The sequence below is a fragment of the Sphingobium phenoxybenzoativorans genome (assembly GCF_001757355.1).
GTDB classification, from domain to species: domain Bacteria; phylum Pseudomonadota; class Alphaproteobacteria; order Sphingomonadales; family Sphingomonadaceae; genus Sphingobium; species Sphingobium phenoxybenzoativorans.
In genome coordinates, this window is the sequence record NZ_MINO01000062.1 from 1 (window position 1) to 22,372 (window position 22,372).

General features: G+C 64.5%; 23 protein-coding genes. 14 read left to right on the forward strand and 9 right to left on the reverse strand.

Annotated features, from left to right (window positions below; genetic code table 11):
- Positions 1-438, forward strand: a 438-nt coding sequence (locus tag BHQ40_RS26895; protein WP_290438441.1) for a cold-shock protein, incomplete at its 5' end; no start/stop codon positions are given.
- Positions 439-739: 301 nt separating this feature from the next.
- Here the strand turns inward: BHQ40_RS26895 and BHQ40_RS19630 are convergent.
- The 3 genes from BHQ40_RS19630 to BHQ40_RS19640 form a co-directional block, all read right to left on the reverse strand.
- Positions 740-1,231, reverse strand: a complete 492-nt coding sequence (locus tag BHQ40_RS19630) for a Dps family protein (RefSeq protein ID WP_070157527.1) — start codon at positions 1,229-1,231, stop codon at positions 740-742.
- Between the two features lie 117 nt (positions 1,232-1,348).
- Positions 1,349-1,915 carry a TMEM165/GDT1 family protein gene (locus BHQ40_RS19635; protein WP_070157528.1) on the reverse strand — a complete coding sequence of 189 codons (567 nt, stop codon included), beginning with the start codon at positions 1,913-1,915 and terminating at the stop codon, positions 1,349-1,351.
- Between the two features lie 27 nt (positions 1,916-1,942).
- Positions 1,943-2,260, reverse strand: coding sequence for a hypothetical protein (locus BHQ40_RS19640; protein WP_070157529.1), 318 nt, complete (start codon positions 2,258-2,260; stop codon positions 1,943-1,945).
- Between the two features lie 222 nt (positions 2,261-2,482).
- On the opposite strand from BHQ40_RS19640, the gene rpmG reads away from it, so the two are divergent.
- A complete protein-coding gene (gene rpmG / locus BHQ40_RS19645) occupies positions 2,483-2,650 on the forward strand; it encodes a 50S ribosomal protein L33 (protein ID WP_070157530.1) in 168 nt (55 codons plus the stop codon).
- Between the two features lie 271 nt (positions 2,651-2,921).
- Here the strand turns inward: rpmG and BHQ40_RS19650 are convergent, their stop codons facing one another.
- The gene (locus BHQ40_RS19650; protein WP_070157531.1) at positions 2,922-4,799 is read right to left on the reverse strand and encodes a PhoX family protein; all 1,878 of its coding nucleotides are present in this window, start codon (positions 4,797-4,799) and stop codon (positions 2,922-2,924) included.
- Positions 4,800-4,918: 119 nt separating this feature from the next.
- Complete coding sequence (locus BHQ40_RS19655) at positions 4,919-5,311, reverse strand: response regulator (RefSeq protein ID WP_171905907.1); 393 nt, start codon at positions 5,309-5,311, stop codon at positions 4,919-4,921.
- 41 nt (positions 5,312-5,352) lie between these two features.
- Between BHQ40_RS19655 and BHQ40_RS19660 the strand changes: the two genes are divergently transcribed.
- From BHQ40_RS19660 to BHQ40_RS19680, 5 genes are read left to right on the forward strand one after another with little or no spacing between them, the layout of a single operon-like run.
- Positions 5,353-5,631 carry a DUF3572 family protein gene (locus BHQ40_RS19660; RefSeq protein WP_070157532.1) on the forward strand — a complete coding sequence of 93 codons (279 nt, stop codon included), beginning with the start codon at positions 5,353-5,355 and terminating at the stop codon, positions 5,629-5,631.
- A complete protein-coding gene (locus tag BHQ40_RS19665; protein WP_070157533.1) occupies positions 5,628-6,257 on the forward strand; it encodes a hypothetical protein in 630 nt (209 codons plus the stop codon). Before BHQ40_RS19660 ends, BHQ40_RS19665 begins: the two co-directional genes overlap by 4 nt.
- 31 nt (positions 6,258-6,288) lie before the next feature.
- Positions 6,289-6,753 carry a RidA family protein gene (locus BHQ40_RS19670; RefSeq protein ID WP_070157534.1) on the forward strand — a complete coding sequence of 155 codons (465 nt, stop codon included), beginning with the start codon at positions 6,289-6,291 and terminating at the stop codon, positions 6,751-6,753.
- A complete protein-coding gene (locus BHQ40_RS19675) occupies positions 6,731-7,495 on the forward strand; it encodes a glycerophosphodiester phosphodiesterase family protein (protein ID WP_070157535.1) in 765 nt (254 codons plus the stop codon). Before BHQ40_RS19670 ends, BHQ40_RS19675 begins: the two co-directional genes overlap by 23 nt.
- Positions 7,488-8,624 (forward strand): GNAT family N-acetyltransferase, encoded by a 1,137-nt coding sequence (locus BHQ40_RS19680; protein WP_070157536.1) that lies wholly within the window; start codon positions 7,488-7,490, stop codon positions 8,622-8,624. Before BHQ40_RS19675 ends, BHQ40_RS19680 begins: the two co-directional genes overlap by 8 nt.
- Positions 8,625-8,741: 117 nt before the next feature.
- Here the strand turns inward: BHQ40_RS19680 and BHQ40_RS19685 are convergent, their stop codons facing one another.
- Positions 8,742-9,038: an SEL1-like repeat protein gene (locus tag BHQ40_RS19685; protein WP_070157537.1), complete on the reverse strand. Its 297-nt coding sequence runs from the start codon at positions 9,036-9,038 to the stop codon at positions 8,742-8,744.
- Positions 9,039-9,217: 179 nt separating this feature from the next.
- On the reverse strand, positions 9,218-10,063 hold the full coding sequence (gene panC, locus BHQ40_RS19690; protein ID WP_070157538.1) for a pantoate--beta-alanine ligase: 846 nt from the start codon (positions 10,061-10,063) through the stop codon (positions 9,218-9,220).
- Between the two features lie 115 nt (positions 10,064-10,178).
- Here panC and BHQ40_RS19695 point away from each other — a divergent pair, with 115 nt between their 5' ends.
- The 5 genes from BHQ40_RS19695 to BHQ40_RS19715 all read left to right on the forward strand — a co-directional run bounded on the left by BHQ40_RS19695 (position 10,179) and on the right by BHQ40_RS19715 (position 16,882).
- The gene (locus tag BHQ40_RS19695; protein ID WP_070157539.1) at positions 10,179-10,970 is read left to right on the forward strand and encodes a division plane positioning ATPase MipZ; all 792 of its coding nucleotides are present in this window, start codon (positions 10,179-10,181) and stop codon (positions 10,968-10,970) included.
- Positions 10,970-11,428 carry a DnaJ domain-containing protein gene (locus BHQ40_RS19700; RefSeq protein WP_070157540.1) on the forward strand — a complete coding sequence of 153 codons (459 nt, stop codon included), beginning with the start codon at positions 10,970-10,972 and terminating at the stop codon, positions 11,426-11,428. Before BHQ40_RS19695 ends, BHQ40_RS19700 begins: the two co-directional genes overlap by 1 nt.
- A 49-nt stretch (positions 11,429-11,477) precedes the next feature.
- Positions 11,478-12,860, forward strand: a complete 1,383-nt coding sequence (pgmG, locus tag BHQ40_RS19705) for a phosphoglucomutase/phosphomannomutase PgmG (protein ID WP_070157541.1) — start codon at positions 11,478-11,480, stop codon at positions 12,858-12,860.
- Positions 12,861-13,255: 395 nt separating this feature from the next.
- Entirely contained in the window at positions 13,256-15,667 is a 2,412-nt protein-coding gene (locus BHQ40_RS19710) for a ligase-associated DNA damage response DEXH box helicase (RefSeq protein WP_070157542.1), read from the forward strand.
- 228 nt (positions 15,668-15,895) lie between these two features.
- Entirely contained in the window at positions 15,896-16,882 is a 987-nt protein-coding gene (locus BHQ40_RS19715; RefSeq protein ID WP_070157543.1) for an aspartyl protease family protein, read from the forward strand.
- 161 nt (positions 16,883-17,043) lie between these two features.
- On the opposite strand, the gene trhO is transcribed toward BHQ40_RS19715, so the two are convergent.
- Complete coding sequence (gene trhO, locus BHQ40_RS19720; RefSeq protein WP_070157544.1) at positions 17,044-17,892, reverse strand: oxygen-dependent tRNA uridine(34) hydroxylase TrhO; 849 nt, start codon at positions 17,890-17,892, stop codon at positions 17,044-17,046.
- A gap of 64 nt (positions 17,893-17,956) precedes the next feature.
- On the opposite strand from trhO, the gene pdeM reads away from it, so the two are divergent.
- Both pdeM and BHQ40_RS19730 read left to right on the forward strand, forming a co-directional pair.
- Complete coding sequence (pdeM, locus tag BHQ40_RS19725) at positions 17,957-18,619, forward strand: ligase-associated DNA damage response endonuclease PdeM (RefSeq protein WP_070157545.1); 663 nt, start codon at positions 17,957-17,959, stop codon at positions 18,617-18,619.
- Between the two features lie 165 nt (positions 18,620-18,784).
- Positions 18,785-21,565 (forward strand): TonB-dependent receptor, encoded by a 2,781-nt coding sequence (locus BHQ40_RS19730; protein ID WP_070157546.1) that lies wholly within the window; start codon positions 18,785-18,787, stop codon positions 21,563-21,565.
- A 126-nt stretch (positions 21,566-21,691) separates the two neighbouring features.
- Here the strand turns inward: BHQ40_RS19730 and BHQ40_RS19735 are convergent.
- A partial coding sequence (locus tag BHQ40_RS19735) for a YggS family pyridoxal phosphate-dependent enzyme (protein ID WP_253183418.1) occupies positions 21,692-22,372 on the reverse strand: 681 nt, incomplete at its 5' end.

The window sequence follows — 22,372 nt, forward strand, 5'->3', positions numbered from 1 at the left end:
AGCGCTGTCGAGCAGGCTGGCCTGACCGGTCTGGCCGAGGGTCAGCCACTGGGCTTCACCCTCGTCGATCGCGGCGGCAAGGTGTCGGCGACCGATCTGGTCATCGACGGAGAGCCTCTGCCCGTGACGGATCGCGGCCCCCCGCGCGAACCGCGCGCCGGTGGCTTCGGCGGTCCGGCCGGCGGTGGCGACCGTGGCGGCCCGCAGCGCCAGCTCACCGGTGAGAAGGCCAGCGGCACCGTCAAGTTCTTCAACGCGATGAAGGGCTTCGGCTTCATTCAACGCGACGATGGACAGCCGGACGCCTTCGTGCACATCAGCGCCGTCGAGCGTGCGGGCATGAGCGCGCTCAACGAGGGCGACCGGCTCGATTTCGAGCTGGAGGTCGACCGCCGCGGCAAATATGCCGCCGTCAACCTGGCGCCGAAGTCCGAATAATCCGGCTTACGGAATGAAAAAAAGGGCCGCCAGAAATGGCGGCCCTTTTTGTATGTCTGTGTGTCGGCTGGATGGAGTTCCGTCAGACTTGAAGCAGATTCGCGTCAGAGCGAGATCACCCCGCCTCCGTTCGCCCTGAGCCTGTCGAAGCCTGTCCTGAGCGCCTGCCGCGGGCTGGCAGTCGAAGGGGGCTGTCCTTTTCTTCAAGGAAGTGCAGGGCTTCGACAAGCTCCGCCCGGACGAATGTGGGCAATATAATCTGACGTCCCGTGCTTTAAGGCAGGGCAAATCTGAAACCAAATCACCCCTTGCGCCCGGCTTCGAACAGGAACCATGCGCGTTCCTCGGCCTGGTCGGTCCAGTCGTCGATAATGCCTTCGGTCGCATTGTCGCCCGCTTCGGTCGCGGCGGCCTTGGCGGCGCGCAGCGCTTCGACCAGCGCCAGATTGTCCTGGCGCAGCTCCTCCAGCATATCGTCCGGGCTGACATAGTCGGCGTCATTGTCCTTCACCGACTGGTGGCGGCTGATGTCGCCAATCGACCGCAGCGTGACATTGCCGGTCTTGCGCACCCGCTCGGCGATCAGGTCGGTCGTGCCCAGAATCTGCGTCGCCTGATCGTCGAACATCAGGTGATAGTCGCGGAAATGCGGGCCGGACACGTGCCAGTGGAAATTCTTGGTCTTGAAATACAGCGCATAGCTGTCGGCGAGCACGCCGTTCAGCGCCTCCGCCACGGACTTGGTGGCGTTGCTTTTCAGGTCGGTTGGCGTCTTGAGCTGCTGGGCGGTCATATGTCCTCCTGGGGGTATGAAAGGTTTCGCCTACATAATGATCGACTAGCAGCTTGGTGCCATCAACCGGAGCAGAATCGAAGGAGAAACTTCGCTCTGTTTGATCGATATCGTCGATCAGAGCAGGCCGAGCGCGCCAAGCCCCATAGCGGCTCCGGCGATCAGCAACAGGATTCCGCCGATCCGCCGGATCCAGCGCAGCGGCAGGCCGATGAAGAATTGCGATTTCAGCAGGATGACGGGAATGCAGGCCAGCGACATGCCCATGCCCGCGCCGATCGCGGTCAGCACCGGATCGGCCGTCCGCGCGGCGATGGCGGCGGTCAGGAACTGGGCGCTGTTGCCGAACGCCAGGATGAACAGGCCAAGCCCGCTGGTCAGCAGCGGCCCGATTCGCCACCCGGTCAGCAGGTCCGGCCGCTTGACCGGCATCAGCAGCCCCACGCCGCCGAACAGGAAGGCGAGGCCGAGCAGCAGGGTGCGGGCGTCCGGCCCGATCGTCTTGGAAAGCAGCCCCCCGGCAATGGCGGAAAGTGTCGCGTTGGCGAAGGCGGCCAGGATGATGCCCGCGATCAGCGCCGCGCGGTTGCGATAGCGGACCGACAGGGCAAGCGTCAGCAACTGGCAGCGATCGCCCATCTCGACGAGGAGACAGGCCAGCAGGGCCAATAGCAGCGCGTCCATTTCTTTTAAGGGGCTTTTAAGGGGGCGTCAGGCGCCCATGCGCACCGACATGGCGGCGAGATAGGCGGTGTTGATTTCCGGCCCCGCCTGTTCGCACCCGGCGGCGTCGCGCATCAGGTCGAGATAGGAGAGGACCACCGGGCCATGGCCGTCCAGCGCAAGCGCGGATTCAAGCATGGAGGCAAGGCGCTCCACCGGCTCCAGGCCGTATGTGCGGGCGATATGGCGGATGCCGTCCACTTCCTCGCATGTCCGGGCAAGGCTGAGATGGCCGCGCTGGGCCGCCAGCGAATCGATGCGGTTCACTATGTCCGTGCGGACCATCAGCATGGCGTCATATTTCATCAGCTTAACCCCCCGCCTTTTTCCCCATGAGGGATCATGCGCCGGCATGGTTAAGACAGGGTAAAGAAGCCCGGCTTTCAGGGACAAATCCGGCGGCTGTTGCCGCCTTGCACTGACTCCGAACTTGACAGGCGCGGGAATCTGCAGCAATGGGCAGCGCAGAAACGGGGCGGTCCCATTGGGCCGCCTTTATTTTTCGACAGATTTTTCAAGGATTGGGTCATGGCCAAGCCAGCCACCGTCAAGATCAGACTCGTCAGCACCGCCGAGACCGGCTTCTTCTACGTCACGAAGAAGAACCCGCGCACCAAGACGGAAAAGCTGAGCTTCAAGAAATATGATCCCGTCGCGCGCAAGCATGTCGAGTTCAAGGAAGCCAAGATCAAGTAAGCCCGCGCCGCCCCTTTCGGGGTGACGATGCGGCATGACGAAAAAGGCCCGCTCCGGCATTTCGGAGCGGGCCTTTTCGCATGTCCGTGGACCGGGATACCCAGGTACCAAGCAGGCCCTGAATAACCCGTTCGTCCTGAGTAGTCATTGAGCGAAGCCGAAATGGCATATCGAAGGATCAGCGCTTGGCGCAACGTACTTCGATACGAGCCTTCGACAAGCTCAGTCTCTACTCAGTACGAACGGTTCTAGTGTATTTCAGATACTGCCTTTAGTTGCCCACGGGCTGCGCGTCCGTGCGGCGCACGACGATGGTTGAGGAACGCGGCTGCGCCCCCGCCACCGGCCAGGCGCCTTCGGGATGCTGGATGTTGATGAAGAAGGTCTTGAGGTCCTGCGTATAGGCGATGCCGGTGATCTCGCAGCCGACCGGGCCGACCAGGAAGCGCTTCGACAGCTTCGTGGTCTGGTCGACATGGAACATCGCGTTATTGCCGAACACGTCCACCAGCGCCTTGCCGGCGACGCCGGACGTGCTGGTGATGCTGTGGTCGGTCTGCACCCACATGCGGCCCTTCGGGTCGATGCGCAGGCCGTCGGGGCTGGAGAAGGTGTCGCCGTTGATGTTGCCGACCAGATTGGCGTTGCCGCCATTGGCCGCGCTCAGCGACGGGTCGCCCGCCAGCACGAAGATTTCCCAGGTGAAGCTGGTCGCCAGCGGAGAATTGGCATTCTCCTTGAACTTGATGATGCTGCCGTTGCGGTTACCCGTGCGGGGGTTGGCGGCATCGGCGACCTGGCGGCTGCTGTTATTGGTCAGCGTGCAGTATACGGCGCTGTTGTCGGGCGCGACGGTCAGCCATTCCGGGCGGTCCATGATCGTGCCGCCGGCGACGCGGGCGGCCGCTTGCGTGCGGATCAGCACGTCGCTCTGGGTGGCGAAGTTCACCGTGACGGGCGTCGCCGGACCCTGGCTGACATTGCCCGGATCGGTCGCGCCGGGGACCAGGCCGTTCTTGCCCTGGGTCAGCTCCCGCCATTCACCCGAACCGTCGGCGTTGAAGCGCGCGACATAGAGCGTGCCGCTGTCCAGCAGGTCGGTGTTGGCCGCGCGGCTGGTCGAGGAATAGGCGGCGGACGGCACGAACTTGTAGATGCAGCCCGGCGTCGTATCGTCACCCATGTAGAAGGCGACCCGGTTGCTGCTGTCGGCCATATAGGCGACATTTTCATGGCTGAACCGGCCCATCGCGGTGCGCTTCTTGGGCAGGCTGGTCAGCTCGGCATAGGGGTCCAGCTCGACGACCCAGCCATAATCATTGTTGGGCTGCGTCGGGTCGAGATAGTTGTTCGTGGTTTCTTCGCACGTCATGTAGGTGCCCCACGGCGTGCGGCCGCTGGAGCAGTTGTTGAGCGTGCCCTTGATGCTGGCCGACAGGGCGGACGCCGCCGGGCCGCTCGGCGTGTAGAAGGAATTGCCGGTGTAGCGCTTGTTATACTTCGAACCGGCCTTCACCGCCCATTTGCCGTCGGCGCCCCTGGCGACTTCGATCACCGAAACGCCCACGGCCGACAATACCAGCGCCTTCTGCTCGGCGGTTGCGGTGGCCGCATTATAGCTGCCCGCGAACAGGATATTGGCGTCGGCGACTTCATGGTTGATCGCCAGCAGGCCGCCCGCATTGGGATCGACGCCGACCAGTTCGTAAAATTCCATGCCGTCATGATTGCCGCCGGCCTGCTTTTCGGTCTCGCTGGACGGCTGGAAGCTGCCCTTGTAGCCCGGCGCGCCTGCCTCGACCACATCGCCTGCGGAAAACAGCACGTCGACGGTGTAACCGGCGGGAACGGTCACCTTGTCCTCGCGGCTCGACGCAACGGACGAAAAGGCGATGGCGTAGCTGGCGGTCGGGGTAGGCGTGGGCGCCGGGGTAGGTGCGGGCGCGGGGGTCGACGTGCCGTCATCCTCGCCGCAGGCCGCGAGCGCGCCCATCATCGGCAGGATGGACAGGCCAAGCAGGCCGTTCTTCAGGATCGTGCGGCGGCCGGGATTGTTGGCGACGATCTCCTCCAGGCTCTGGCCCGGCAGGTCGATCGTGGGTTCCAGCGCGCGCCACGGAGCGCGCGCTTCATCGGTAATGTAGGACATGGCATTCCCCCTGATAGGAAATTATGCAGCCGGGCGGATGCCAGGCTCGCGGGGAATGGCATTGGCAGGGGGTAATGACGGGTTCGGGACGGGACCGTGTCGTTTCGCGGTAAGCTAGGTTACAATTCTGTGTCCACCTGCGCCGGGCGGTCGAGCAGGCCGTTCACAACGTCGATGAACTTCATCACCGATATCGGCTTGGAGACATAGGCTTCCGCGCCCGCTTCCCGGATTTGGTCCTCGTCGCCCTTCCCGGCATAGGCGGTGACGGCCATTACCGGCACGGGCGACAATGCCGCATCCTTCTTCAGCGACATGATCAGGTCCAGGCCGCTGACATGCGGCATGTGGATGTCCATGACGATCAGGTCGGGCTTGAACGACCGGGCCTGGTCCAGCGCCTCCCGCCCGTCGGATACGCCCAGCGCTTCATGGTCGTGCACGCGCAGCAGGTCGCAGAAAAGTTTCAGATTGAGTTCGTTGTCCTCGACAACGAGCACGCGCTTTGTCACCAGTTGCTCCGAATTATCGACCCGATTGAAGGCCGTACTGGATGCTCCCCGACAAGACAAATGGCAAGATCGCCGATCCCCACACGCTTGCCCTGCTCGCGCTTGGCTGGCTGCTTTCCGACGAGCGGCGGGCGGACCGGTTGCTGGCCCTGACGGGTCTGGACGCTGACGCCCTGCGCGCCGGGATCGGCGATCCCGCGATGCTGGACGCGGTGCTCGGCTTCCTCGAAAGCCATGAACCCGATCTGCTGGCCTGTGCGGAGGCGATCGATGTTCCGCCCGTCGCCCTGGTCAATGCGCGCCGGACCCTTGGCGCATGAACCGGCCGCTGATCATCACGGATTGCGATGAGGTGCTGCTGCACATGGTCGTGCCGTTCCGGGCCTGGCTGGATGAAACGCATGACGTGCATTTCGACATGCGCGGACAGGAATTTACCGACGCGCTGCGCCACAAGAGCAGCGGTATTCCGCTGGAGCGGGAGCTGATCTGGACATTGCTCGTCGAGTTTTTCGACACGGCGATGGATCGCCAGATGCCGATTTCCGGCGCGCTGGAGGCGCTGGCGAACCTGTCGGAGATCGCGGATATCGAGGTGCTCACCAATATCGGCGAGGCGCAGCATCAGGGCCGGATCGCGCAACTGCGCAAGCTCGGCGTTCATCACCGGGTGCACTGGAATCAGGGCGGCAAAGGGCCGCCGCTGGCCGCCATCGTTGCGGAACATCAGCCCAGCGTCGCCTTCTTCATCGATGATCTGGGCATTCATCACCAGTCGGTCGCCGACCATGCGCCCGATGTCTGGCGGCTGCATATGGTCGGGGAGCCGGAGATTGCCGTGAATGTCCCGCCCGCGGAGGCCGCCCATGCCCGGATAGACGACTGGGCCAGCGCCGAACAATGGATACGCGCCCGGATTGCGGAGGGGCGGCCACAAGCCGCTTGACCCCTGCCCCGTCCATGCGCATTGACGGCGCATGAGCAGCATTGACGCACGCATCGCCGAACTCGGCATCACTCTTCCGCAGGCCGCCGCGCCCGTCGCCTCCTATGTGGCGGCTGTGGAGATTGGCGGCCTGCTCTACATTTCGGGTCAGGTTTCCTTCAAGGATGGCGGGCTGATGACCGGCCGTCTGGGGGATGACCGGGATCTGGACTATGGCGTGGACGCCGCGCGCCAGTGCGGGCTGATGCTGGTCGCGCAGATGAAGGCGGCGCTGGGGTCGCTGGACCGGGTGGAGCGGATCGTGAAGCTCGGCGCCTTCGTCAGCAGCGCCGATGGCTTCACGGATCAGCCCAAGGTCGCCAATGGCGCGTCGGACCTGATGGTCGCCATCTTCGGCGATGCGGGCAAGCACACGCGCAGCGCCGTGGGCGTTCCCGTCCTGCCCCTTGGCGCGGCGGTCGAGATCGACGCCATTGTCGCCGTTCGCCCGGCTTGATTCCTGTCTTTCACCCGCGCCTGATGCGGCGCGGGTCGCTTTCCTGAGGGCGCAGCCTTTCGCCCATCGCGGGCTGCATGGCAAAGGGCTGGTCGAAAACAGCCTCGCCGCCTTCGACGCCGCCATTGCCGCGGGATATGGCATGGAATGCGACGTGCGCGCCAGCCAGGATGGCGTGGCTTTTGTCTTTCACGATGCCGATCTTGACCGGCTGACGGCGGAAAAGGGCAAGCTGGCGGATCGTGCGGCCAGCCTGCTGGATGCCGTGATCCTGTCCGGCGCGCGCGAGCCGCTGCCGCGCCTCGATACGCTGCTTCACCGCATCAACGGCCGCGCCCCCCTGCTGATCGAGGTGAAGGCGCCGACGCGCAATGTCGTCCGCATCTGCCGCGCCACCCGCCGGGCCCTGGAGGGATATCGCGGTCCGGTCGCCATCATGTCCTTCAATCCGCTGGTCGCATCATGGTTCAGGCGGGAAGCGCCGCATATCGTGCGCGGCCTGGTCGTGACGGAGGAAGGCAAGCAGGGATTGCGGGGTCGGGCCGAGCGCACCCTTGCCCTTTGGAAGGCGAAACCCGATTTCCTTGCCTATGACGTTCGCGACCTTCCCTCACGCTTTCCCGCCCGCGCTCGCCAGCGGGGGTTGCCGGTGCTGACCTGGACGGTGCGCAATGCGGCGGCGGAGCAGGTGGCCTTCGCCCACGCCGATGAAAGCATTTTCGAGATTCCCGGCGATGGCTGATGTCTCCGTGACCGCGCGGGTCGCGGGCGGCGTCCGGGAGGTGCCGAAGGATCAGTGGGACGCCTGCGCCGGGCCGGACAATCCCTTCGTCTCGCACGATTTCCTGTCGATCCTGGAGGAATCGGGCAGCGTCGGCCCCGACACCGGCTGGCAGCCGCTACCCCTGTTGATCGACGGGCCGGACGGCCGGATCGCCGCCGCCCTGCCCGCCTATGCCAAGACGCACAGCCAGGGCGAATATGTGTTCGACCATGGCTGGGCCGACGCATGGCACCGGGCGGGCGGCGAATATTATCCGAAGATTCAGATCGCCGCGCCCTTCTCCCCCGTGCCCGGTCCGCGCCTGCTGCTGCGCGATCCCGCGCTTGCCCCTGCCCTGATCGCGGCGGCGGAAACGCTGGTCGACCGGAACGAACTCTCCTCCGCCCACGCGACATTCGTCGAGGAATCGCAGCTTCCCCTGTTCGAGGCGGCCGGGTGGCTGATCCGGGAGGACAGCCAGTTCCACTGGGCCAATCGCGGCTATGCGTCGTTCGAGGATTTTCTGGGCGACCTGTCCAGCCGCAAGCGCAAGGATATCCGCAAGGAACGGGCGAAGGCGGTGGAGGGGCTGGAGGTCGTGCACCTGACCGGCGCGGATCTTCAGGAAAGCCACTGGGACATTTTCTGGCGCTTCTATCAGGACACTGGCGCGCGCAAATGGGGGCGGCCTTACCTTACCCGGTCCTTCTTTTCCCTGCTGGGCGAAAGGATGGCGGACCGCACGCTGCTGATGCTGGCGATGCGGGATGGCCGGGCGATCGCGGGCGCGCTCAACATGATCGGCGGCGACACGCTCTATGGCCGCTATTGGGGATGTACGGAGGAGGTGCCCTTCCTCCATTTCGAGCTTTGCTATTATCAGGCGATCGACGCCGCCATCGCGCGGGGTCTGTCGCGGGTGGAGGCAGGCGCGCAGGGCGGGCACAAGCTCGCCCGCGGCTACAGTCCGGTGCCCACCTGGTCGGCGCATTATATCCCCAACCCCAGCTTCCGCCGCGCCATCGCCGATTTCATCGAGCGTGAGCGCATGGGCGTCCAGCAGGACCGGCTATGGCTGGAGGAACGCGCGCCGTTCCGGAAGGGTTAGGTTCTCATTTCCCGTTCTCCTGCGAACGCAGGAGTCCAGAGTTCTAGGCGCAGCGCGAACGGCCCTGGGTTCCTGCATTCGCAGGAACACGAAAGCCGTATTCGCAGAGAGAAAGCCTCAGGCCGCGCGGCGGCCTGTTTCTGCGATGAAGGCGCGGGCGAGGCGCTGGGCCTCCGCGATTTCACGGCCGGACATTTCCTCGGCGACGTCGGCGCGGCAATATTGCGCTTCCTCCATGCCGCGGAGAGCCGCGAGGTTGAACCATTTATGCGCCGCGATCAGGTCAACGTCGACACCGCCGGTGCCGCAGCTATAGGCCATGCCCAGATCGTAGCAGGCGTCGGCGCATCCGCCGGCGGCTTCGGCCATACGGCTGGCCAGCAGAAACTCTGCACTCTTGATGCTGATTCCCATGATCTTCCCAAACCCCCACAATGGATTACCAATTTACGGTTGCGACCATTGCTATCCCGCGAATGCGAAATTCGCCTCCAGACCATAAAAAATGGTTAACAACAGGATGGGATGAGGGGCGGAGCTTACGACTTTGGTAGCACGCGAAGGTTAATGGCTCTTTTTCAGCGCCTTGGGCCTCAAGCCGGATCGACCGCAATATTGTCGATCAGCCGCGTATTGCCCATCCGCGCCGCCGCCAGCAGGCGGCCGGGCCGGTTCAGGACAGGCAATATCTCAAGCGTCGCGGCGTCGCGCAACTCAACATAGTCGATCGGGCCGAAGCCCGCCTCCGCAAGCGACGCCACCGCCTCCGCAAGCACTGCCGCCGCCGCCTCGCCCCCCGCGATCCGCCGGGCTGCGTCGTTCAGGGCGTCCGGCAAAGCCACCGCGGCTTTGCGCTGTTCCGCGGAAAGATAGACGTTGCGGGAGGAGAGCGCGAGGCCGTCCGCCGCCCGCCGGGTCGGCACGCCGACGATCTCCAGCGGCTGATCGAGATCCGTCACCATGCGGCGGATGACCGCGAGTTGCTGATAATCCTTCTCCCCGAACAGGGCGACATCGGGGCGGACCTGATTGAACAGCTTGGTCACGACCGTCGCCACCCCGTCGAAATGGCCGGGCCGCGCTGCGCCGTCCAGTTCGTCGCTGACGCCGGTGACGGACACGGTGGAGGCGAATCCCGCCGGGTACATGACGTCCACCGTCGGCGCCCACAGGATCGCCACGCCCGCCTGTTTCAGCATTGCTGCGTCCTGCGCCTCCTGCCGGGGATAGGCGTCCAGATCCTCGTTCGGGCCGAACTGCTTGGGATTGACGAAGATTGACACGACGACATGCTCCGCCCGCGCCGCGCCCTCGGCGACCAGCGCCATATGCCCTTCATGCAGCGCGCCCATCGTGGGCACCAGGGCGATCGAGCCGCCGGCCGCGCGTAATGCCGAAACGGCGGCGCGAAGTGTGTCAAGGTCACGGATGATTTGCACGCGGGCCGAGCCTCCGATAAGGGCGATGGTCTGGCGACCTGCTAGGCAGCCTCGATGATGGCGGTCAAGTTCGGCGGCTTAATCCGGGGCGAATTTCTGGGGAATATACGGTCCAATGGCGAACCCGCATGTCATAACCTTCGCCAATGAAAAGGGCGGCACCGGCAAGTCGACGACTGCGGTGCACACCGCCGTCGCCCTGTCCGCGCTGGGTTATGATGTCGGCATCATCGACCTCGATCCGCGCCAGCGCACGGTCACCCGCTATATGGAGAATCGCGCCGAAACCGCGCGCCGCCGCGGCATCGCGCTGCCCACGCCCGCCTTTTCCGTGCTGAAGGGCGACAGCGTGGACGCGCTGGAGGCGGAATGCGCAGCGATTGGCGTGGGCCGGGATTTCCTGATCGTCGACACGCCCGGCCGCGACGATCCGATGGCGCGCGCTATGGCGGCGAAGGCCAACACGTTGGTCACGCCGATCAACGACAGCTTCGTCGATTTCGACCTAATCGGGCAGGTTGACCCGGAGACGTTCAAGGTGAAGCGCCTCAGCTTCTATTCCGAACTGATCTTCGAGGCGCGCAAGGAGCGGGCCAAGAGCGACGGCGTATCGATTGACTGGGTGGTGCTGCGCAACCGCGTCCAGCATCATGACGCCCGCAACAAGAAGCGGGTCGGCGACGCGCTGATGGAACTCTCCCGCCGGGTCGGCTTCCGCGTCATTCCCGGCCTGTCGGAGCGCGTGATCTTCCGGGAACTGTTCCCGTCCGGCCTGACCCTGCTCGACAAGGGCCATCTGGGCGACCTGGGCATCAGCCACATCGCCGCGCGGCAGGAGCTGCGGGAGATGGTCGCCGGATTCGCCCTGCCCACCGTCGCCGAGCGCGAGGAACTGGGCGCCGCCTGATGGCCATATTCGCGATGCTGCTGATGGGTCTGGCCGGTTGGCTGATATGGACCGGGCGGCTGCAGCGGATGAGCGGCAAGGACGGCATGGCGCTTGGCCTGGCCATTGTCGGCGCTGTTCTGGCGGCGAAGGGCAAGCCCGTGATCGGCGCGCTGCCGCTCATTCTGTCCGCCGGCTATTTCGCCCTGCGTATCCGGCGCAAGAGACAGCCCCTGTCCAGAGCGCCCAAAAGCGGGACGAAACCGGTTCCGCCCGCGCCCAACGACGCTGTTGCCGAGGCAAGCGCCCTGCTAGGTCTGCCTCGCGATGCCGATGCGGACGCGATTCGTGCCGCGCATCGCCGCCTGATAGCCTCCGTCCATCCCGACCGGGGTGGAACCGAGGCACTGGCCGCCAAGATCAATGCCGCGCGGGACACCCTGCTGCAGCATCATGAAAACGCCAAAGGGTCGCGCTAAGCTGTTCACAGCCCGCAAAGGGCATCCCATCCAGAGACTAGGACGATCTATGACGCACAACTTCCACCCGACTTCCCTGCGCGAATATGACATCCGTGGCATCATCGGCGAAACGCTGGGCGAGGCGGACGCCTATGCCATCGGCCGGGGATTCGGCACGCTGATCGGCCGCGCGGGCGGAAGCAAGGTGGCGGTGGGCTATGACGGCCGCACCAGCTCGCCGGTGCTGGAGGCGTCGCTGGTCAAGGGCCTGAACGACAGCGGCATCCATGTCGTGCGGATCGGCGAAGGCCCGACCCCGATGCTCTATTATGCCGAGGCCGTGCTGGACGTTGACGGCGGCATCGAAATCACCGGCAGCCACAACCCGTCCAACTATAACGGCTTCAAGATGGTGTTCCAGCACCGCCCCTTCTTCGGTCAGGACATTCAGGGCCTGGGCAAGATGGCGGCCGAGGGCGACTGGGACGAGGGCACAGCGGGCAGCGAGACCGTAGACATCATGGACCGCTATGTCGCGCGGCTGATGGAGAATTTCGACGGCGCGGCCTACCGCATCGGCTGGGACGCGGGCAACGGCGTCGCCGGGCCGATCGTCGAGAAGCTGATCAAGCTGATCCCCGGCGAACATTACACGCTCTACACCGATGTCGACGGCAATTTCCCCAACCACCACCCCGATCCGACCGAGGAAAAGAATCTCGTCGATCTCAAGAAGCTGGTCGCGGACAAGAAGCTCGACTTCGGCGTCGCGTTCGACGGCGACGGCGATCGCATCGGCGCGATCGACGGCGAGGGCCGGGTGATCTGGGGCGATCAGCTCCTGTCCATCTATGCCGAACCGGTTTTGAAGGAGCTGCCCGGCTCCACCATCATCGCGGACGTGAAGGCCAGCCAGGCGCTCTACGACCGGATCGCCGAGCTTGGCGGCAAGCCGCTCATGTGGAAGACGGGCCATAGCCTCATCAAGTCGAAGATGAAGGAAACCGACAGCCCGCTCGCCGGCGAGATGAGCGGCCATGTCTTTTTCAAGCATCAGTTTTACGGTTTCGACGACGCGCTCTACGCGGCGATCCGCCTGATTCGCGCCTCGACTTCGCTGGGCAAGAGCGTGACGGAATTGCGCGGCGCGATGCCCGCCATGGTCAACACGCCGGAAATGCGCTTCCAGGTCGATGAAAGCCGCAAATTCGCTGTGATCGACGAAGTGCTGGCGCGGCTGAAGGCGGCGGGCGCGACGGTCAACGATACGGACGGCGCGCGCGTCAACACGCCCGATGGCTGGTGGCTGCTTCGTGCGTCGAACACGCAGGACGTGCTGGTCGCCCGTGCCGAGGCAAAGGATGAGGCGGGTCTGGCGCGACTCATGGAGCAGATCGATTCGCAGCTCGCCGAGTCGGGTCTGAAACGCGGTCCGCAAGCGGCGCATTGAGGCCAGACAAAGCGTAAAACGTAAAAAAGTTCCGCAGAAGATGGTGAAGTTTACGTTACGGAAAGCCCGGAAAACGGAACGGTTGCAATCTTTGCAATCGGGAATCTGTTTTTCGCATTTGCGATAACCGCTGCTGCAGCGCACAAAGATCGTGCCTTTCAGGCATCCTCTCCTAAAACTTTCAGCCGCCCTTCGGGGCGGCTTTTTTTTGCTCGTTGAACTTGGCGCGCGCAGAAATGTTTAGGCGTTTGCCGTGGTCGCCGAAGACTCGGCGTGCTCCTGCGAAAGCAGGAGTCCAGTTCCACCGCCCGATCTGGGCTCCTGCGTTGGCTTCCCGCCCTTCGGGTCGCAGGAGCGCGCTTTCTTCCAAACTGGAGCAGGTCTAGTCTGTCACGATGGCCGCACGGCTTCCCCAACCCCTTACTGACTGGTTCGCCGCCCGAGGCTGGACGCCGCGACGGCATCAGATGGACATGCTGGCCGCCGCCGATGCGGGCCGGCACGCGCTGCTCGTCGCGCCGACCGGGGCGGGCAAGACGCTGGCGGGCTTTCTCCCGACCCTCGCCGACCTGATCGATCATCCGGTCGAGGGCCTGCACACCCTTTACGTCTCCCCGCTCAAGGCGCTGGCCGTCGATGTGCAACGCAACCTCTTGACCCCGATCGCGGAGATGGACGTCCCGATCCGCGTCGAGACCCGCACCGGCGACACGCCCAGCGACCGCAAGGCGCGCCAGCGCGCCCGTCCGCCGCAAATCCTGCTGACCACGCCCGAATCACTGTCCCTGCTGCTCAGCTATCCCGACAGCTTTACCCTGTTCGCCAATTTGCGCACCGTGATCGTCGATGAAGTGCACGCCTTCGCCACCCAGAAGCGCGGCGACCTTCTGAACCTCTGCCTCGCCCGTCTACAGGCGATCAATCCCGCCCTCCGCCGCGTGGCGCTGTCAGCAACGGTGTCGGACGTGGACGCCTATCGTGCCTGGCTGGCCCCCGATGGCGATATCGATCTGGTGACGGCGGTCATGGGCGAGGAAGGGGCCGATCCGCTCATCTCCATCCTGATCCCGGAGGGGCGCGTGCCCTGGTCCGGGCATAGCGGCAAATATGCCGCCGCGCAGGTGATGGCGGAGATTGAGCGGCGCAAAACGACGCTGGTTTTTTGCAACACACGCGGCCTTGCCGAACTGATCTTTCAGGAACTCTGGTCGGTCAATGACAAGACGCTGCCCATCGGCATCCATCATGGCAGCCTGTCGCGGGAAGCGCGGCGGAAGGTTGAGAGCGCGATGGCGGCGGGCAAGCTGCGCGCGCTGGTCGCGACCGCCAGCCTCGACCTGGGCGTCGACTGGGGCGATGTCGATTGCGTGATCCAGATGGGCGCGCCCAAGGGCAGCTCGCGCCTGCTCCAGCGCATCGGCCGCGCCAATCACCGGCTGGACATGGCGAGCGAGGCGATACTGATCCCCGGCAACCGCTTCGAATATCTGGAGGCGCGGGCCGCGCTGGACGCCGTCGAGGCGGGCGAACGCGACGCCGACGATTTCCGCCCCGGTGGTCTCGACGTGCTTGCCCAGCATATCATGGGCCTCGCCTGCGCCGCGCCGTTCGATGAACAGGCGTTGCTGGCGGAGATACGCTCGTCCCTGCCCTACAGCGCGCTTACCGATGAAGCTTTCTCCAACGTCCTCAATTTCATCGAGGGCGGCGGTTATGCGCTAAAGGCTTACGACCGGTTCAAGCGGCTGGTGCGCGATCCTGACGGCACCTGGCGCGTCTCCCACCCCCGCTTCATCCAGCAGCATCGCATGAATGCAGGCATCATCGTCGATCAGCCGGTGCTGGACGTGCGCTTCGCCAACGGCCGCAAGCTCGGCACCGTGGAGGAAGGATTCGCCGCGCAACTCGCGCCGAAGGACTGCTTCTTCTTCTCCGGCATCTCGCTGGAGGTGGTGCGGATGGACACCACCGACCTTATCGTCCGCGCCACCACCCGTCCCGCCCGCATCCCAAGCTGGGGCGGCACCCGCATGGCGATGTCCACGCGCCTTGCCGATCGCGTCCGCCGCTTCCTCGCGAGTCCCGGAGAGTGGCACCGTTTCCCGGAGGATGTGCGCGAATGGCTGGAGATGCAGAAGCTGCGCTCCGCCCTGCCCGAACCGGGCCAGCTTCTTGTGGAAACCTTCCCGCATGAAGGGCGGCATTATATGGTCGCCTATAGTTTTGAGGGCTGGAACGCGCATCAATCGCTCGGCATGCTGCTCACCCGCCGCATGGATGCGCAGGGGCTGATGCCCATCGGTTTCGTGTCGAACGACTATTCGCTGGCCGTCTATGGCCTGAAACCGATCACTGATCCGCAGAGCCTGTTCACGCCCGATATCCTCGACCATGAATTTGTCGAATGGGTCGAACAATCAAGCCTGCTGAAACGCGCCTTCCGCGACGTGGCGGTGATCAGCGGCCTGATCGAGCGCCAGCATCCCGGCAAGCGCAAGACCGGGCGTCAGGTCACCTTCTCCACCGACCTCATCTATGACGTGCTGCGCAAATATGAGCCGGACCATATGCTGCTGAAGGCCGCATGGGCGGACGCGCGGGCGCGGATGACGGATGTCGGGCGGCTGGGCGACCTGATCGACCGCGCGGCGGGCACCATGCTCCATATTGACCTTGAACGGGTCAGCCCCCTCGCCGTTCCCGTGCTGATCCTGATCGGCCGGGAAAGCGTTGCCCAGCATGATGTCGACGACGCCCTGCTGATCGAGGCGGAGGCGCTGGTCGAGGAAGCGATGCGGGTGGATTAAGGAACCACCCCCGTTCGTGCTGAGTAGAGACTGAGCGAAGTCGAAGGCTCGTATCGAAGCATCCTCGCCCGAAGCTCCCATCCTTCGATACGCCATTTCGGCTTCGCTCAATGGCTACTCAGGACGAACGGTTATCAATAACCACACCCCATTCACCACGAATCGATTTGGGGGTGTCCCGCATACGTGATACACTCGCCCGACAAGATATTCGGGAGGAGGTGTGCCATGTCACGTTTCCGGAAGGCGCTGGCCCTGATCGCGATCATGACGCCCGCGCTTGCCGTTGCGCAGGATGCGCCTTCGCTCGATCCCGACGATCCGCCCGCCCTGGTGCGGACCGGTGTCGACAAGTCCGACCGCATCACCATTCCCATCCGCATCGGCGGCTCCGGTCCCTATGATTTCATCATCGATACGGGGTCTCAGCGCACCGTATTGTCGCGCGAACTCGCCGCCCGCCTTGCCCTTGCCGCCAGCGACCGGGTGAAGGTGCTCAGCATGACGGGGCTTAGCGATGTGGACACGGTGACTGTCCCGGACCTGTCCTTCGGCTCCAGCCGGATGACCGGCGTGCAGGCCCCGGTCTTTGCGGGCGACCATATCGGCGCGCCGGGCCTGCTCGGCCTCGACGGGTTGAAGCGCAAGCGGCTGGTCCTCAATTTCCGCACTGGCCAGATGAATATCACCCCCAGCGCGCCGACGCCCAAGCGGGAGGATTCGGACACGATCATCGTCGAGGCGCGGACGAAGCTCGGCCAGCTCATCCTCGTCGATTCCAATGCCGACGGGCGGAAAGTCCATGTCATCCTGGACACCGGATCGGAATATAGCATCGGCAACCCCGCCCTGCTGGCGAAGCTCGCCCGCAAGAAGCCCGGCGCCTATTCCGGCACTGTTTCGATCACCAGCGTCACTGGCGAACAGTTGCTGGGCCAATGGGGCTTCATCCACCAGATCAAGATGGGCGGCGTGGTGATCAAGGACGTGCCGGTCATCTTCGCCGACGCCAGCCCGTTCAGGGAACTGGATCTGGAGGATAAACCCGCCCTGCTGCTCGGCATCAACGTGCTGCGCGGGTTCAATCGCGTGGCGATCGATTTCGGCCGCCGCCGGGTGGATTTCGTCCTGCCCGATCAGGGCGCGGCCGCGGGGCGGCAACTGGCGCTGCTGGATGCGCCGCCGCTGGATTCGCCGTCGCTTTCGACGCCTTGATCAGGCTTCGCCCTGCCTAAGGGGGCGTACTTTTACGATGGCAGGGCTCTCCTCCCGTTCGGGCTGAGCTTGTCGAAGCCCTGTCCTTCTTCCTTAGTAATGCAGCCCTTCGACAGGCTCAGGGCGAACGGCAGAGAAGCAAAGTAACCGACTTCAAATCCCTACGCCTGCCAGTCGTCATTCCCGGTACAGCCCGCCACATGTCCGTCCAGCGCCTCCGTCCGCACCGGGCTGCCGCATTTCCGGCACAGCGCATGCTCGCCCGGCGCCAGCCCATGCGTCACCGCCACCCGTTCGTCGAACAGGAAACAATCGCCCTGCCACCGGCTTTCGGAAGCGGGCACCTCCTCCAGATATTTCAGGATGCCGCCCTTCAGGTGATAGACCTCATCAAAGCCCTGCTGCTTTGCATAGGCGGTCGATTTCTCGCACCTGATGCCGCCGGTGCAGAACATGGCGATCTTCGGCTTGCGCCCCTGCGTCTCCAGATCCCGCGCCAGCCCGTCGAACCAGGCGGGGAAGTCGCTGAAGAATTTCGTGCCGGGGTCGATCGCCCCGTCGAATGTCCCGATGCCCACCTCATAGCTGTTGCGCGTGTCGATCAGGATGGTGTCGGGATCGGCGATCAGCGCGTTCCAGTCGCGCGGCTCGACATGGACGCCGGCATTGACCGCCGGGTCCAGATCGCCCGCGCGCAGCGTTACGATCTCCGGCTTGACCCGTATTTTCATCTTGCCGAACGGCATGGCCGGGGCCGTCGAATATTTGACGTCCAGGCCGTCGCATCCCGGCAGCGCACGGATATGCGCGATCAGCCGCGCGATCCCGGCCTCCGGTCCCGCCACGGTGCCGTTGATCCCCTCGCGCGCCAGCAGCAGCGTGCCTGCTATCCCCTCCTCCAGACACAAGGCGCGCAGCGGCGCGCGCAACGCCTCCGGATCGTCGAACCGGGCAAAGCGGTAGAGCGCGGCGACCTGAAACGGGCCATCCGGGGGGACATCTGGCGTCATGCTGGCCCTATAGGCTGCCGCTTCTCCTCTTGAAACCCCGTCGCGTGGCGCGCATAGCGGACCCATGGTTCCCCTTTCGTTCGCTGGTCACGACTTTATCGCCTTGCCGCAGGCCGCGCTTTTCTGGCCATCGCGGCGTGCGCTGCTGCTGGCCGACCTGCATTTCGAAAAGGCGAGCTGGTTTGCGCGGCTTGGCCAGATGCTACCGCCCTATGATAGTGCGGCGACCCTCGATGCGGTCGAGGCGCTGGTCGCCGCAACCGGCGCGCGGGAGGTCTGGTGCCTGGGCGACAGTTTCCATGACAGGGGCGGCGCGGCCCGCCTGCCCGCCGATGTCCGGGCGCGGATCGCTGCGCTGACGCAGGCGGTCGACTGGACCTGGGTCACCGGCAATCATGACGCCGGTCTGGATCAGGAGATGGGCGGGCGGATCGTCGTGGAGGCGCAGGTGGACGGGGTGATCCTGCGGCATGAAGCGGACCCAACTGAGTCCAGACCGGAGGTATCGGGACACTTTCATCCTAAACTGCGTTTATCGTTGCGCGGGCGCAATGTGTCGCGCCGCTGCTTCGTGCGTGGGCCGGGGAAACTGGTGATGCCTGCGTTCGGGGCGCTGACGGGAGGTCTGGATGCGGGCCATGACGCGATTCGCAAGGCGGTGGGCGCCCGCGCAGAGGCGCTTGTGCCCGTTTCCGGCCGTTTGCTCCGTTTTCCCCTCGACGCTTGACGTTACGGAAAAGCCGGACGCTTCATCCGCGCCTGCCCCACTGTTGCAGAAGTGGCGCACAACCGCAGAAATCCGCCACTTCCCTTTGATTGTCGCCCCAGATTTCGCTTATCCTTCGAACCAATCGACGCATCCAGAAAGGGTGCGCAGCAGGAGAGATGCATCATGAAAACGGGTCTACGGTCGCTGTCGACCGGCGCAGCCATGTTCGCAATCGCGATCGCCCTTCCCCTCCACGCCCAGGATCAGGCTGGCGCTGAGCAGGTACCGCAGGCGGCCGAGGACGACATGGCCAGCAATGACATTATCGTCACGGCGACCCGCCGCGCCAGCCCGCTGTCGGATGTCCCCATCGCCGTTTCGGCGGTCACCGCCCAGTCGCTCCAGAACAGCGGCGCCAGCGACATCCGTCAGCTTAACCAGCTTGCCCCGTCCCTGCTCGTCTCCTCCACGGGCAGCGAGGCGAACGGCTCCGCCCGCATCCGCGGCATCGGCACCGTCGGCGACAATCCGGGCCTGGAAAGCTCGGTCGCGGTGTTCATTGACGGCGTATACCGCTCCCGCACCGGCGCTGGCCTCAACGAACTGGGCGAAATTGAGCGCGTCGAGGTGCTGCGCGGTCCGCAGGGTACGCTGTTCGGCCGCAACGCCTCGGCAGGCCTGCTCAACATCGTCAGCAAGAAGCCGGAGTTCAATTTCGGCGCAAATGGCGAGGTTACCTACGGCAATTATGACTTCTGGCGTCTTTCCGGCCGCGTGACCGGCCCGATCACCGAATCCCTGGCCCTCAGCCTGGACGGCGTCTATTCAAAGCGTGACGGCTTCTACGATCTGGTCGACACCAGTGGCAACAAGGTCGGCGACACCAACGACCGCAACCGCTATTTCCTGCGCGGACAGGCGCTGTTCGAACCGACCGACGCCCTCTCCGTCCGCATCATCGGCGATTACACCAACCGCGATGAAAGCTGCTGCGGCGCGGCCTATATCGACACCGGCGAAAAGGTCGGCACCGCGCCGAACAATTACACGCTCAACCCCTCCAACCGCATCGCCACCATCCTGCAGCGTCAGGGCGGCTTCTTCCCCAATCCGGGCGATCCCTTCAGCCGCAACCTGTCGATCACGCCGGGCCGCGATTATGTCAGCAAGCTCAAGGACTGGGGCGTTTCGGGCGAGATCAATTATGATTTCGGCGGCGCGAAACTGACCAGCATCACCGCCTATCGCGATTACAAGTCGCAGGATTTTGGCGATTATGACTATAACACCGCAGACCTTCTCTACCGCGATCCCGGCACCTTCCGCCAGTTCAAGACCTTCACGCAGGAATTGCGGCTGCAGGGTTCGGCCTTTGGCGACAAGCTCGACTGGCTGATCGGCGGCTATTACGCCAATGAGAAGCTGACGCTGCGCGACAATATCCGCTTCGGCAATGATTATGGTCCCTTCGCCGCCTGCCGCCTGCTGGCGGGCACGGGCAATACGCAATCGCCGCTGCTCACCGCCGGCCTGCTCAATCCCGCGTCACCCGGCTGCATGACCCCCACGGCGCGGGCGGCGGTCACGGCGCAGCTTGGCGCGCTCGCTCCGCTGCTGGTGCCGGGGCTGGATGCGCTGTCGTCGATCCGCAATGCAGGCGACGTCGACTCCCGCTATTTCCAGAAAAGCACCAACTGGGCGCTGTTCACGCATAATATCTTCCACATCACCGATCGCCTCGATCTGACCGTGGGCGTCCGCTACACGCATGAGCGCAAGCGTTTCTCGGCCGATCTGAACAATGACAATGCCGTCTGTTCGGCGCTGCAGGTCCGCCGCCCCGGCGCGCCCAACGATCTCTATGACGTTGCGACCAACCCGGCCTTCGGCGCTGGCGCGTCGCTGGCGCAGGGCATCCTGACCTTGGGCTGTCTCGGCAATGGCAGCCCGGCGCTCAACGCGCTGGACCTGCAGGACGGCTTCAAGGATGGCGAGTTCTCCGGCACCGGCGTCCTCTCCTACAAGGCGACCGACGACCTGCTGCTCTACGCCAGCTATTCGCGTGGCTATAAGGCGGGCGGCTATAATCTCGACCGGTTCGAACTGGGCAGTACGGGCCTGAACCCTGTTCCCGCCGTATTCTCGCCCCGGACGAACGCGGACGCATCCTCGCTCCGCTTCGCGGCGGAGAAGGTCAACGCCTATGAGCTTGGCCTGAAGTTCAGCCAGCGGCACTGGAGCGCCAACATCGCCGCCTTCCGTCAGGAATTTTCGAACTTTCAGCTTAACACCTTCAACGGCACCAGCTTCGTCGTTCAGAATATCAACGGCTGCGGCAGCGCGCTCAGCGCCACCCGGACCTGCGACAATAGCGATGTGAAGCCCGGCCTGATCAGCCAGGGCGTCGAGCTGGAGCTGACCGCTTCGCCTGTGCGCAACTTCACCGTCACCGGCGGCCTCACCTATGCCCGCGCGAAATTCGCCAACCGGCTGGTCGGCAGCGGCGACGGTTCAGTGCCGCTTGACCCGGCGCTGTTCCTGCTGCCCGGCAGCATCAATTCCAATGCGCCGGAAATCGTCACCACCGCCAGCATGGCCTGGACGCCGGAACTGGGATCGAGCGGCCTCTCCGGCCTCGTCTATGTCGACGGCCGCATGACCAGCGATTTCAACACCGGGTCCGACCTGTTCCCGGAAAAGGCGCAGGATGGCTTCGCCGTCGTCAACGCCCGCATCGGCATTCGCGGGCCGGAACAGAAATGGGCGGTGGAATTCTGGGGCCAGAATATCTTCAACCAGAATTACCAGCAGGTCGCCTTCAGCGCGCCTCTGCAGAGCAGCAGCCCGGCCAACTCGACCATCGGCCAGCTTGGTATCGGCACCACGACGATGGCGAACCAGCTCATCACATCCTACCTCGCCGAACCACGCACCTACGGCATCACCCTGCGCGGGCGGTTCTAAGAATTTACCTTTCCTCCGTTCGTCCTGAGCCTGTCGAAGGACTGTCCTTCTCTTTGAAGTAAGGACAGGGCTTCGACAGGCTCAGCCCGAACGAGGATAGGGACCGTCAGTCAGCCCGTATGCGCATCACAAAGGCGCCCGCCCGCCAAACAGGGCGGTCCCCACCCGCACATGCGTCGCGCCCAGCATGACCGCCGTTTCATAATCGCCGGACATGCCCATCGACAGGCCGCTCAGCCCGGTGTCACGCGCCATCTTCGCCAGCAGCGCGAAATAGGGCGCTGGTTCCAGATCGGCGGGCGGCACGCACATCAGGCCGGGGACCTCTATCCCCGCATCCCGCGCCTGCGCCAGCAGTGCCGGGACATCGGCGATCGCGCACCCGCCCTTCTGCTCCTCCGCGCCGATATTGACCTGGATGAAGCAGGGAATGCGTCTGTCCGCCGCGTTCATCGCTTTCGCCAGCGCGGTGACGAGGGAAGGGCGGTCCAGCCCGTGAATGACATCGAACAGCGCCACCGCGTCCGCCGCCTTGTTCGACTGAAGCTGCCCCACCAGATGCAGCTCTATCCCCGGCGTTGCCTCGCGCAGTTGCGGCCATTTCCCCTGCGCTTCCTGCACCCGGTTCTCCCCGAACGCGCGATGCCCGGCGGCGATCAGCGGCGCGATCGCGGCGGCGTCATGCGTCTTGGATATGGCGATCAGCGTCACGTCATCGCCCTTGCGCCCGGCGAGGGCGGCGGCCCGGCCGATGCCCTCCCGCACTTTCGCAAGGCGGCCGGCGGCTTCTGAGGATTCCGTGTCGGA